This window comes from Shewanella seohaensis (genome assembly GCF_023283775.1).
Lineage (GTDB): Bacteria > Pseudomonadota > Gammaproteobacteria > Enterobacterales > Shewanellaceae > Shewanella > Shewanella seohaensis.
Map to the genome: position 1 here is coordinate 147598 of NZ_JAKILE010000013.1, position 11680 is coordinate 159277.

Annotated in this window: 13 protein-coding genes, 1 tRNA gene and 1 rRNA gene; 8 read left to right on the top strand and 7 right to left on the bottom strand. The window is 50.4% G+C overall.

All coding sequences use genetic code 11. The features are described from left to right. Positions 1 to 13: 13 nt before the first annotated feature. On the bottom strand, positions 14 to 1873 hold the full coding sequence (locus L2713_RS15530; protein ID WP_248968494.1) for a sigma-54-dependent Fis family transcriptional regulator: 1860 nt from the start codon (positions 1871 to 1873) through the stop codon (positions 14 to 16). A gap of 368 nt (positions 1874 to 2241) precedes the next feature. On the opposite strand from L2713_RS15530, the gene exaC reads away from it, so the two are divergent. Further along, entirely contained in the window at positions 2242 to 3762 is a 1521-nt protein-coding gene (gene exaC / locus L2713_RS15535) for an acetaldehyde dehydrogenase ExaC (RefSeq protein ID WP_248968495.1), read from the top strand. 69 nt (positions 3763 to 3831) lie between these two features. On the opposite strand, the gene L2713_RS15540 is transcribed toward exaC, so the two are convergent. Next, positions 3832 to 4593: an SDR family NAD(P)-dependent oxidoreductase gene (locus tag L2713_RS15540; protein ID WP_248968496.1), complete on the bottom strand. Its 762-nt coding sequence runs from the start codon at positions 4591 to 4593 to the stop codon at positions 3832 to 3834. 137 nt (positions 4594 to 4730) lie between these two features. Here L2713_RS15540 and L2713_RS15545 point away from each other — a divergent pair, with 137 nt between their 5' ends. Continuing rightward, complete coding sequence (locus L2713_RS15545; RefSeq protein ID WP_248968497.1) at positions 4731 to 5648, top strand: LysR family transcriptional regulator; 918 nt, start codon at positions 4731 to 4733, stop codon at positions 5646 to 5648. Here L2713_RS15545 and L2713_RS15550 read toward each other — a convergent pair. Further along, positions 5645 to 6133 (bottom strand): hypothetical protein, encoded by a 489-nt coding sequence (locus L2713_RS15550; RefSeq protein ID WP_248968498.1) that lies wholly within the window; start codon positions 6131 to 6133, stop codon positions 5645 to 5647. The genes L2713_RS15545 and L2713_RS15550 overlap by 4 nt on opposite strands. A 28-nt stretch (positions 6134 to 6161) precedes the next feature. Beyond that, complete coding sequence (locus L2713_RS15555) at positions 6162 to 6584, bottom strand: ribosomal maturation YjgA family protein (protein WP_248968499.1); 423 nt, start codon at positions 6582 to 6584, stop codon at positions 6162 to 6164. A gap of 207 nt (positions 6585 to 6791) precedes the next feature. Between L2713_RS15555 and L2713_RS15560 the strand changes: the two genes are divergently transcribed. From L2713_RS15560 to L2713_RS15585, 6 genes are read left to right on the top strand one after another with little or no spacing between them, the layout of a single operon-like run. Continuing rightward, the gene (locus L2713_RS15560) at positions 6792 to 7388 is read left to right on the top strand and encodes a cytochrome b/b6 domain-containing protein (protein ID WP_248968500.1); all 597 of its coding nucleotides are present in this window, start codon (positions 6792 to 6794) and stop codon (positions 7386 to 7388) included. Between the two features lie 33 nt (positions 7389 to 7421). Beyond that, positions 7422 to 7856 (top strand): DUF1924 domain-containing protein, encoded by a 435-nt coding sequence (locus L2713_RS15565; protein WP_248968501.1) that lies wholly within the window; start codon positions 7422 to 7424, stop codon positions 7854 to 7856. A 47-nt stretch (positions 7857 to 7903) separates the two neighbouring features. Next, positions 7904 to 8467 (top strand): diheme cytochrome c, encoded by a 564-nt coding sequence (locus L2713_RS15570; RefSeq protein WP_248968502.1) that lies wholly within the window; start codon positions 7904 to 7906, stop codon positions 8465 to 8467. Next, complete coding sequence (locus tag L2713_RS15575; protein ID WP_011621049.1) at positions 8460 to 8726, top strand: PepSY domain-containing protein; 267 nt, start codon at positions 8460 to 8462, stop codon at positions 8724 to 8726. The genes L2713_RS15570 and L2713_RS15575 overlap by 8 nt, the downstream gene beginning before the upstream one ends. Further along, positions 8726 to 9388 carry a winged helix-turn-helix domain-containing protein gene (locus tag L2713_RS15580; protein ID WP_248968503.1) on the top strand — a complete coding sequence of 221 codons (663 nt, stop codon included), beginning with the start codon at positions 8726 to 8728 and terminating at the stop codon, positions 9386 to 9388. The genes L2713_RS15575 and L2713_RS15580 overlap by 1 nt, the downstream gene beginning before the upstream one ends. A 2-nt stretch (positions 9389 to 9390) precedes the next feature. After that, on the top strand, positions 9391 to 10707 hold the full coding sequence (locus L2713_RS15585; protein WP_248968504.1) for a sensor histidine kinase: 1317 nt from the start codon (positions 9391 to 9393) through the stop codon (positions 10705 to 10707). Between the two features lie 38 nt (positions 10708 to 10745). Here L2713_RS15585 and L2713_RS15590 read toward each other — a convergent pair whose 3' ends face one another. From L2713_RS15590 to rrf, 3 genes are all read right to left on the bottom strand, one after another. Continuing rightward, entirely contained in the window at positions 10746 to 11258 is a 513-nt protein-coding gene (locus L2713_RS15590) for a DUF1993 domain-containing protein (RefSeq protein WP_248968505.1), read from the bottom strand. A gap of 206 nt (positions 11259 to 11464) precedes the next feature. Then, positions 11465 to 11541, bottom strand: a tRNA-Asp gene (locus tag L2713_RS15595). A 36-nt stretch (positions 11542 to 11577) separates the two neighbouring features. After that, a 5S ribosomal RNA gene (gene rrf / locus L2713_RS15600) occupies positions 11578 to 11680 on the bottom strand; the annotation flags it as partial.

The window sequence follows — 11680 nt, forward strand, 5'->3', positions numbered from 1 at the left end:
TAGTCAACTGCCGTTAGCCCTTAATCCCTAGCTGTTTTAACTTGCGATACAAGGCATTACGGCTAATCCCCAAACGCTTAGCACATTGGCTCACATTGCCCTCGCAGGCACGGTAAGCCTGTAACACGTTCAGATTTATGGTTCCGTGGAGCGAGTCTATGGTGGTAGAACTAGACTCGGACAGTTCGTGCGGATGCGCCGTGGTTTCGGCGTCGACAACTTCAGTTAAAGTTTGGGGCTCAAACGCCAGATTCATGAGCTTTTGAGCCAGGTAATCGGGGAGATGATTTATCTCGAGTACAGCCTCACCTTCGGCCATCAAACACGCCACCTGCATTAAGTTATCCAACTCCCTTAGGTTGCCGGGCCAATCGTAACGCATTAGTTGCGCCAACAACTCAGTACACAAGGTTTGCGCGCTACTGCGGTGACGACGGTGCAATTTATGGATAATGCGCTCAATATCCTGCCGCTCACGTAGCGCAGGAAGCCGCACCTGCAATCCATTTAGGCGATAAAACAAGTCCTGACGAAACAATCCCTGCGCCACCAGCGACTCTAAATCCATATGGGTCGCGGCGATGATCTGAATATCGACCTTAAAACTTTGATTACTGCCGACGGGAACGACCTCGCGCTCCTGCAACACCCGGAGTAAACGGCTCTGCGCCGCCAGCGGCATCTCACCAATTTCATCGAGGAACAAAAAGCCACCGTGGGCTTGGCGGATCTTACCGATAAAACCGGTTCTATTAGCGCCAGTAAAAGCCCCCGCCTGATAACCAAATAACTCAGACTCAACCAACTCAGCGGGCAAGGCGGCGCAGTTTACCGCCACCAAGGGCTGCGCGCGGCGGGCACTCTGGGCGTGGAGCTTTTTCACAAATTGCTCCTTGCCGACCCCCGTTTCGCCAAGCACCAGTAGGGGGATCTGCTTAGTAATCACCTTGTTCGCCTGCTGCCAAGCCCGCTCAAGCAGTGGATCGCGAAACCTGACCCCTAATTGGTTCAAGGGTTTGTCTTGAAGGGTTCTGGTACTTTTCGTCTGCGTCAGTGCCAGCGCTTGGGTCTGCACATGCAGCGCCGAATCGCGGTGAAAGCCCCCCGCTCGCGCCCAATTGTCGCCGAGGTGTTGCTCTAGACTGTCACCCAACTTGGCTTGGCTCAGCAGCTGTTTCGCCATGGGATTACAACCCACAATTCGCCCGTCACTGCTGGCGATAACTATGCCTTGCCAACCAGAATTTAATAGACTCGGCTGCGCCGCGAAATCGATTCGATAGTGACTATCGGGCAGATGACACAGCAGCGCCGTTTCGACCTGCTGCGCCAAACTCGACACTAGCATCAAGGTTTGCTGCGAATGCCGCTGCTGCTCACTGGTAATATCGAGCACTCCGAGCATCTCGCCTTGGGGCGAAAAAATCGGGCAAGCGGTGCAACTCATAAAACGGTTTTGGCGGATAAAATGCTGCTCACCGACCACTGATACCGCCTGCTTGGCCGTGAGCGCCGTGCCTATTGCATTGGTGCCCTTATACTTTTCGAGCCAGTTGACCCCAATATCGAGCGCCACATCCGCCAGCTTGCTGGAATAGCGGCTCACCCCCCAATGTTTCAGCACATAACCGTCGGCATCGGAGAGTAATAATCGACTATTGGAGTGCGCCATCAGTTGATTAAACAGCGGCAAGGCATGGGATTGTACTAATTCGATGAGCTGCTGATATTGCTCATGTTTATGTTTGAGCTCCGCACGCGTGAGCCTGAGATCCTCACCAGCACGAAACTCTGATAAGCCAGCACCTAAGCTGCGTTGCCATGAATCGGCTAACCATGCCTGTGTGGTTGGAAAATGCGGTTTTACTGTCATAGCCATGCTCCCCGAGCGCTGTTCCATTTCGGCACACTCACGGTGTGTCGTTGGATGACAAAATGACCACAGGGCACCTTTCCTTCCGTGAGCGCCCTATTATTTTGGATCTGCAAAATTAGCTTTTCATCATACTGTTAGCTCAACAAGTGTACAACTCCTGCCAGTTTGGCACTGTCCTTGCGATGTCTGTTTATACGCAGTACTCAGGTGTTGCGTAAGAGAACACCAACTTAATCAATAGCTTTGTCAGTCAATTCGATTGGCAAGGGATAAAAATAACAACAGTGCTAAAACCTATTTCAACAAGACCCTTTGCTGAGACGCTGCACATTTAGCGTATTCGGCAGTCACAGAAGGAAAACACTATGATCTATGCTCAACCTGGAACCGCTGGTGCCATCATTAACTTTAAAGAAAAATACGCCAACTTTATCGGTGGTAAATGGGTCGCCCCAGTCAACGGCGAATACTTCGATAATCGCTCCCCCGTCAATGGTCAAAACTTCTGTAAAATTCCCCGCTCTGACTACCGCGATATCGAACTGGCGCTCGATGCCGCCCACGCCGCTAAGGACGCTTGGGGAAAAACCTCGGTCACCGAGCGTGCGAATTTACTGCTGCGTATCGCCGATCGCGTTGAGCAAAATCTCGAATACTTAGCCGTTGCCGAAACCTGGGAAAACGGCAAAGCGGTGCGCGAAACTCTCAATGCCGACTTGCCTCTGTTTGTCGACCACTTCCGTTACTTTGCCGGCTGTATTCGAGCACAGGAAGGTAGCGCCGCGGACATCGATGGCAATACCGTCAGCTACCACTTCCCAGAGCCATTGGGTGTCGTCGGGCAAATCATTCCATGGAACTTCCCGCTGTTGATGGCAGCATGGAAAATCGCCCCCGCGCTCGCCGCAGGCAACTGCGTGGTACTCAAACCCGCCGAGCAAACGCCGGTATCTATCCTTGTACTACTCGAACTGATTGAAGATCTGCTGCCGCCCGGCATCCTCAACGTCGTCAACGGTTTTGGCGCCGAAGCGGGCCAAGCCCTCGCCACCAGCAAACGCATCGCTAAACTGGCCTTTACCGGCTCCACCGAAGTCGGTTACCACATCTTAAAATGTGCTGCCGAATCACTGATCCCATCGACAGTCGAACTCGGCGGTAAATCGCCTAACCTGTATTTCGCCGATGTGATGGACCACGAAGACGAGTATTTAGATAAGGCCGTCGAAGGCATGTTGCTGGCCTTCTTCAACCAAGGCGAAGTCTGTACTTGCCCATCAAGGGTGCTGATCCAAGAGTCAATTTACGATCGCTTTATCGAAAAAGTGCTCGCCCGTGCGCAAACCATCAAGCAAGGCAACCCGCTGGATACCGCCACCCAAGTAGGCGCACAGGCCTCCCAAGAACAGTTCGATAAGATTTTAAGCTATCTCGCGATTGGTAAAGATGAAGGCGCGCAGGTGCTCTTAGGCGGCTCACTCTGCCAACTTGAAGGCGAGCAAAGCAAAGGCTATTACATCAGCCCAACGATCATGAAAGGCCATAATAAGATGCGGATTTTCCAAGAGGAAATCTTCGGTCCGGTTATTTCGGTCACCACCTTCAAGGATGAAGCCGAAGCCTTAGCAATTGCCAACGATACCGAATACGGCCTTGGTGCTGGTGTATGGACTCGGGACATGAACCGCGCCCAGCGTCTAGGTCGAGGCATTCAAGCGGGTCGCGTTTGGATTAACTGCTACCACGCCTATCCTGCCCATGCGGCCTTTGGCGGATATAAGAAGTCAGGCATCGGCCGTGAAACCCACAAGATGATGCTCAATCACTATCAAAACACCAAAAACCTATTGGTGAGTTACGATATCAATCCGCTCGGGTTCTTCTAACCGAGCTGAAACCTTGCCTTGGTAACAAGAAAGGGCCATTGGCCCTTTCTCTATTTTTAGCGCGTTGAACTATAAGAACATACCGCCAGATGCCTCGATACGTTGCGCGTTTATCCACGTCGCAGCGGGTGACAACAAGACACTGATTGCACCGCCAATATCCTCGGGTAATCCCACCCGCCCCAACGCCGTTTGCTGCGCTAAAAACTCATTCATCTGTCGGTTATCCCGGACGGCACCACCACCAAAGTCCGTTTCGATTGCACCGGGAGCCAGCACATTAACGCGAATACCGCGTGGACCAAGCTCCTTCGCCCAATACTTGGTCATGGTTTCGACCGCGCCTTTCATAGTGGCGTAGGCACCAAATCCCGGAACAGCAAAGCGCGTTAACCCCGTAGAGACATTGATAATACTGCCATTATCGGCAAGCAGAGGCAGCAACGCCTGAGTTAAGAAGAAAGGCCCTTTGACATGAATATTCATCAAAGTATCGAACTGCTCCATACTGGTTTCAGCCATGGGCACATGAATACCAATCCCTGCATTATTAACTAGATAGTTAAAACTATCCCGTTGCCAAGTCTGTTCGAGTGCGGTTTTAACGCGTTGAGAAAAATCACTAAAGGACTTGCTATCACCCACATCTAACGGTAACGCGACAGCCTTGCGTCCGTGCCATTCAATTTCCGCAACCACCTCGGCGGCCGCAGCGGCATTACTTTGGTAAGTTAGAATAATATCAACACCTTGTGCGGCTAAGGTCAGGGCCGCATTTTTACCTAAGCCACGACTTGCACCTGTGATCAGCGCGATGGGAGTTGTGTTCATTGTGTATCCTCTTCATTCATCTATGTTAATGCTGCCGCACAGCATGGCGATTCCACTGCACACAGCTTATTACTTGCACTATGAGGGATAAACACACTATAAATGGCAAGACTGTTAGCTATTAGAGAACAATTGCAATGCAAGATAGACTACAAGCCATGCAAATTTTTATGCGGGTGGCTGAATTAGAGAGTTTTACTCAAGCCAGTATCAGCCTAGGTCTGTCGAAAACCCATGTATCGAATGTCGTAGCCCAGTTCGAAACCGCGTTAGGCGCACGTTTACTTCAACGTACCACTCGCACAGTACGCCTCACTCAAGATGGTATAAGCTGTTATGAGCGCTGCAAAAACTTGCTCACCGACTATCAAGAATTAGAAAGCCTTTTCCAGCTGCAGGCGGCGCAAGTTTCGGGTCGCTTAAGAGTCGATATGTCCACGGGGATTGCACGAAACTTAGTGCTTCCCCATCTTCCTGACTTTATTGAGCAATATCCCCAAATTGAGTTGGAGCTAAGCAGTACCGACCGCAAGGTCGATATCGTCGCCGAAGGTTTTGACTGCGTGATCCGCGTTGGCAGCGTGCAGCAAGAAGGCGTTATCGCTAAGAAGATTGGCCACTTTAAGATGCTGAACTGCGTTAGCCCAAGCTATATCGAAAAATACGGTAAACCATCGAATATAGAAGAGCTTAGCCAAGGGCATAAGCTTATTCATTACGTAGGCCAATTAGGCGGCAGCGATTCAGGATTTGAGTATCTAAGCCAAGATAATCACGAACTCTGCGCCCTAGCCTTACCTAAGCTAATCACAGTCAATAATGCCGATGCCTACAGCGCGGCCTGTCTGGCGGGTTTAGGGATTATTCAAGCGCCGAATATTGGGGTGGCAAAATATCTCCAAACTGGCGAACTGATAGAGATCTTGCCAGATTACCCAGCGCCCTCAATGCCAGTGAGCTTGCTCTATCCCCATAGACGCCATCTTTCAAAGCGTCTTCAGGTATTTATGGCTTGGTTGACCGAGTTACTAACGCCTTTTTTAGTATCACGTTAACGGTCAGTCTCGATATTCGCTAACCGCTGCGACAGTTCTGCCATCGAGCTTGCCGTGCGGGGATCGCACTCAGGATTGGCTACTGGGCTAAATTCAAGACGCGGCCCCCCGAACCGACCTAAACGGCTTGGCAGAACATGCAAATCCCAAACTAACTGATCGTAGTAATGCAGCCGCAGGCCATTATCCGCAACAGGCCAATGGGCATAGAGTAAAAACGAATGATAACTCTGCGAGAAGGAGCGACTCGCCACTAATTTAAAATTTGTATCGAGCAGGCTGCACTCGGTCGATTCTTCAAAGGGACAATCGTAGGAGGTCAACAGTAAATAGCCTTGGGTGCCACAGGGTAAAGTGCAGCGGTACTGGGCCTCAAGCTGCCTTCCCGCAATCTTGGCCCCAGTAGCTTGCTGATTGAAATACAAAGGCTGAGTGAGCGCCTCAGTATCGGACACTCGCAGTGTGAAGGCTGTTATCGGCTGCATGCGGTATCCTTCCTTTGCCCTGAAATAGCTAATTTCGCTTCCAATACAAGCCCATCAATATCAGGTATCCCACAAAATACGCCAGCAAGTCGAGTGGGTCGAAATGGCTACCAATCACGATTCGCGCCAAACGATTTCCGCCCAACCCCAGCTTGTCCACTAAGCCCCAATACTGGCCAAATTCGATACCGAAGGCAAACAGCAGCACAGCCAGCGCCAACCATGGTGTGTGCCAAAACTGATTGATTGACTCCCCTTTTGCATTCACCACGGGCACTAGCGTGCGCGCCATACAAAACAACAGGATCACCACTAACACGTCACCGACAAAACCGCGAATAAACCCCGAAGGCACAAAACGCGCGATCAACACTTCGATGATAAACAGCAGCACCGCATAAATTAAAAAAGATTTTCGATCGGGCTGACGACTAAAAAGATGGACTGGCATAAACAGGTTGCTCCCTTACCTCTCGAAGATGAAGCGGCAAAATCTAGCTTAATACCAATACCTTAACAAGCTTAGTTCGATGGATTTATCTCCTATTTACCCATTTCACTCACCAGAACAGCAGGCAAGTTCGCTCCACAAAATTTAAGCGCCGTTTAAGTTTGGCTTTAGTAGCCTGCAAGCACACCACCTTAGTAGCAACAGATCATGTCCTCAAATATGCAGCAAAACATCAAAGTCTGGGATCCCTTGATCCGTATCTTCCACTGGTCATTGGTGGGCTTTTTTACCTTAGCCTACCTCACCGAAGGTGAAGACGAATGGATGAACATCCACAGTTACGCTGGCTACAGCATCTTAACCCTGCTGGTATTTCGCCTGTTATGGGGCGTGATTGGTACTCACCATGCGCGTTTTATCAACTTTGTTACCCGTCCGAGCATAGCATGGGCTTACCTGAAGAAACTCTTCACTGGCAAGGCTAAAGATTACATCGGCCACAATCCGGCAGGCGCGCTGATGATAGTCGCCCTGATCCTCAGCATAGGGTTCACGGGTTTCTCCGGCATGGCGCTTTATGCCACCGATGGCCAAGGTCCACTCGCCACAAGCTTTTTCGCCTCTTGGCCCGAGGGCGCACTGAAAGAAGCGCATGAGTTTTTTGCCAACTTCAGCCTGTTTCTTATCGTCACCCATGTCGGCGGCGTGATCGTCAGCAGCCTGCTGCATAAGGAAAACCTCGTCAAAGCCATGCTGACAGGTAAAAAGCAGCGCCCGCTGATCCAACAAGATGAACATCAATAACCGTCACAATCCGACCATTCAAAGGAGTTAGAGATGAACAACAACCTGAATAAAAGCCTGATGGGACTGGCACTCACTGTGGTACTACTCAGCAGTGTTAATGCCAATGCCGCCAATTCCAAGGTCGCCAGCTTGCCACTCAGCGCCGAGCGAATTGGCTTACAACTACAACAATATCAGGCACAAGGTGCAGGCCCCTTTAGCGCCACGGCAGGACAAGCACTGTGGCTACAGCAGAGTGAAGATCGCAGCTGTGCCAGCTGCCACACCGCCAAAGTGACAGACCCGGGTATGCATCAAAACACCCGAAAGCCCATCGAGGCCATGGCGCCGTCACTCACCAGTAACCGTTTAACCGATGCGGCCAAGATTGAGAAATGGTTTACCCGCAACTGTAACTGGACCTTTAAACGCGAGTGCACGCCTCAAGAAAAAGGTGACGTACTGCTGTGGCTGAGTTTGCAATAACGGCGTTATTCACACCCATTTTAATCAGTAAAACTTAAGGAAATACCATGACTAAACAAGCCCATCCCCTAAGCTGGATTGCCGGAACCACACTCACCGTCCTCGCCCTTGCGATAGGCGCCGTAGGCCTTAGCTTAACCTTTACTGGCACAGGTTATGCCCACGATGGCTTCGAACATAATCAAGCCATCCCACAAAATGCGGAATATTCAACAGAATGCGGCAGCTGCCATATGGCGTATCCCGCAAATTTACTGCCCGCCGAAAAGTGGCAGGCAATTACCAGCAACCTAAGCAACCACTTTGGTGATGATGCCAGTCTGTCGCCTGAAGCAACGGCTAGAATTGAGCAATATCTCGTTCAACATGCTGCGCAAAATGGTAAGGTGATGAAAAATAGCAAACCTTTGATTGACGGCATGGGGCCGCAGAAAATTACCGAGCAGGCATTTTTTATCCGTAAGCACGATGAGATCCCAAGACGCATGGTGCAAGATAACCCCAAAGTCGGCTCATTCAGCCAATGCAGCAATTGCCATAACCTCGCAGAGAAGGGCATATTCGATGAAGATACCGTTAATATTCCTGGCTTTGGCCGCTGGGATGATTAACAGCCCAAGCTGTCTAGCCCATGATGAAGACCTCTCCAACAAAGTGGTCGAATGGGTGAAGGAGGGCAAAGTATTACCCTTCGACACCATCATGCAACGCTATGAGTCGCGCCTTAAGGGGCGCTTGCTCGACCTCGAAGTTGAACAAAAACACGGACGCATCATCTATGAACTCGAAATCCTGCGCGACGATGGCGTGGTCTATGAGATTAAGATCGATGCCAAAACGGGTGAATGGCTTAAGGAAAAGGTCGACTGATGCGCTTACTCCTAATTGAAGATGATACTGACTTAGTGGCTCGCCTCATCCCCGCCCTTAACAAGGCGGGCTACACGGTTGAACATGCCAATAACGGCATCGATGGCGCTTTTCTTGGCGAGGAAGAAGCCTTCGAGGCGGTGATCCTCGATTTAGGCTTGCCCGGAAAGCCGGGCTTAAGCGTACTGAGCCAATGGCGCCAAAAGGGCCTGTTGATGCCAGTGTTAATTCTTACGGCTCGCGATGCTTGGCACGAACGCGTCGATGGCCTCAAGGCTGGCGCCGATGATTATCTCGGTAAACCTTTCCATGTTGAGGAGCTGCTCGCCAGATTAGAAGCGCTGATCCGCCGCCACTTTGGCCGCGCCGATAATCTGCTGCAACATGCGGGCGTCTCCCTCGATGTGGATAAACAAGCGGTGACCAATGCCGAAGGGGACGTTATCGAGCTGACTAAGATTGAGTATCGCCTGCTGCATTATTTAATGGCCAACCCGACTAAGATTGTCTCCAAATCCGAGTTGAGTGAGCGCATTTACGAAGAGGAACAAATCAAAGACAGCAATGTGATTGAAGTGTACGTCAACCGACTTCGCCAACGCCTAGGTAAAGACTATATCGAGACGCGGCGCGGCCAAGGTTATCGACTCAAGGATGTATAAGCGTGTATTCACTCAAAGCCTACCTCACCCGCAATCTGCTTATCACCCTCACCTGCGCTATGGCGCTATTGTTGTATTTGCTATTTCAAGGCATTCAAATCTTAACCCAAGACTTTGTAGCCTCGCGCCTGCAACACGATGCCGATAGTCTGATCTCCGCCCTCGAACCGCAAGCCGATGGCACTTGGGCACTGAGTGCCGACAGGCTTCCCAATGTGTATCACAGGGTCAATTCGGGCCACTACTTTGCGATTAAAATCGATGAGCAACAACTCCGCTCTCGATCGCTTTTCGATCATAACGTCACCCTGCCAACACTAAAGGTTGGTGAACAACAACTCGCAACTCAATATGTTGGCCACCATCATTGGCTGATGCTCAGTCAGGCAATCGCCAAGAATGAGCAAACCATTATCCTCTGGGTGACGGAAGACATTAGCTCACTCGAGCAAACCCAATTACGCTTTTTAGGCTTTGCCGCGGTAGTGGTACTGCTGACCATTATGATCCTGCTATTTGCCCAGCACCTGTTGCTCAAACGGGGCTTTAAACCGCTAGAGCAAATGCCAGATGCCATCAGGCAACTGCGGCTCCAAGGACAAGAAATCGATACCCAGCACACGCCAACAGAGATTAGCCCTTTGATTGAGGAAATCGAACGCCTCATGAATCAACTCGGGCAGAGGGTACAACGTTCACGCAATGCCTTGGGTAATCTTGCCCACGAAATGAAACGTCCACTGCAAGGGCTACAATCCTACCTCGATAGCCTAGCGCCAGAGCAAAGACGCGAAGGCAGTAAGGTGCTCGCGGATCTGCACCATATTATTGAGCGAGAGCTTAAGCGCACTAAAATCGTCGGGCTTTCAACGCCAGGGCGTTTTACCGTGCTCAATGACGATCTGCCGCCACTCATCCAAGTGATGCAGCGCATCTATCCAGAGCGTCAAATTGATTATCAGTTTGATAAAGCACTGATCCTGCCCTTCGACCGGGACGACTTACTGGAACTGCTTGGCAATCTACTCGACAACGCCTGCAAGCATGCGCGTCAACAGATAAAGCTTTGTATTAAGCAGACTCATGCCAGCAAACGGGCGTATCAAATAGAGGTCAGCGACGATGGCGAAGGCGTATCCGATAGCGATTTAGCTGTGATTACGGAGCGAGGGATTCGGCTCGATGAGAGCATTCAAGGCCATGGCTTAGGCCTGTCGATTTGCAAAGATATTGTCGAGAGTTATCAGGGGGAACTTAGCTTTACACATTCAGAACTTGGCGGGCTAAAGGTTAGCGTGCTATTACCTCAGCCGCATTAAACGCACAGCAAAGCAAATGCTCCGCTGTGCGATGAACATTACGACTTGTAAGGCATAGGGCCAAGATAATCTTTCTTACCCACATCCACACCGTTGTGGCGCAGAATCGCATAGGCCGTCGTCACATGGAAATATAAGTTCGGGATAGCATGCTCAATCGCAAACTCGTATCCCGTCAAATACTTACCTTCCCAACGTGGTTGAGAGACGTGAATTGTCGCCGCATCCGCAAAATCTGCCTCGGTAAATTGAGCTAAGTACTCGATAACAGAAGCAATACGCGCTTGCAACTCTGGCAGAGTCATTTCAGTATCATCATGCTTAGGTACGGTATCTAAATTCCCTGTTAGACGCGCGACCCCAATCTTGGCGGTATCACAGGCAATCTGGATCTGACGGATCAGATTAAATTGATCGGGTGCTAAGCGGGAATTTAATAATACCGCCATATCCACCTTCTTCAAGTTGGCAAAAATCTCACCCTTTTCCAGAATAAGACTCAAGTTTTTCAGCATCTTGCTAAATTGAACAGCCGTTAAATCATAAAACATGACATAAACTCCTGTGATAAACGCCACCAGATTGCAGCACTTCGGATTATCTTGGGGCAAATAACATGATTTCAACAGCAGAAAATAAAGATTTATTTTGCGTTAGCCAGAGGACTGGTAGACAAAGAGTGATAAGAGCGGCTCAAAATGAAACAGATAAAGCGAAAAAAGCCTCTGCATTGCTGCAGAGGCTTATCTCTTAATGTTGGCGGAGCGGACGGGACTCGAACCCGCGACCCCCGGCGTGACAGGCCGGTATTCTAACCAACTGAACTACCGCTCCTTTAACTTAACGTTTACACATTAAGCTAAATTAGGCGCTTGGCGATGACCTACTCTCACATGGGGAGACCCCACACTACCATCGGCGCGATTGCGTTTCACTTCTGAGTTCGGGATGGGATCAGGTGGGACCACAATGC

Bases quoted from the DNA above. Each gene is read 5' to 3' on its own strand.
- L2713_RS15530 (WP_248968494.1), bottom strand. From the start codon at position 1,873: ATGACAGTAAAACCGCATTTTCCAACCACACAGGCATGGTTAGCCGAT.
- exaC (WP_248968495.1), top strand. From the start codon at position 2,242: ATGATCTATGCTCAACCTGGAACCGCTGGTGCCATCATTAACTTTAAA.
- L2713_RS15540 (WP_248968496.1), bottom strand. From the start codon at position 4,593: ATGAACACAACTCCCATCGCGCTGATCACAGGTGCAAGTCGTGGCTTA.
- L2713_RS15545 (WP_248968497.1), top strand. From the start codon at position 4,731: ATGCAAGATAGACTACAAGCCATGCAAATTTTTATGCGGGTGGCTGAA.
- L2713_RS15550 (WP_248968498.1), bottom strand. From the start codon at position 6,133: ATGCAGCCGATAACAGCCTTCACACTGCGAGTGTCCGATACTGAGGCG.
- L2713_RS15555 (WP_248968499.1), bottom strand. From the start codon at position 6,584: ATGCCAGTCCATCTTTTTAGTCGTCAGCCCGATCGAAAATCTTTTTTA.
- L2713_RS15560 (WP_248968500.1), top strand. From the start codon at position 6,792: ATGTCCTCAAATATGCAGCAAAACATCAAAGTCTGGGATCCCTTGATC.
- L2713_RS15565 (WP_248968501.1), top strand. From the start codon at position 7,422: ATGAACAACAACCTGAATAAAAGCCTGATGGGACTGGCACTCACTGTG.
- L2713_RS15570 (WP_248968502.1), top strand. From the start codon at position 7,904: ATGACTAAACAAGCCCATCCCCTAAGCTGGATTGCCGGAACCACACTC.
- L2713_RS15575 (WP_011621049.1), top strand. From the start codon at position 8,460: ATGATTAACAGCCCAAGCTGTCTAGCCCATGATGAAGACCTCTCCAAC.
- L2713_RS15580 (WP_248968503.1), top strand. From the start codon at position 8,726: ATGCGCTTACTCCTAATTGAAGATGATACTGACTTAGTGGCTCGCCTC.
- L2713_RS15590 (WP_248968505.1), bottom strand. From the start codon at position 11,258: ATGTTTTATGATTTAACGGCTGTTCAATTTAGCAAGATGCTGAAAAAC.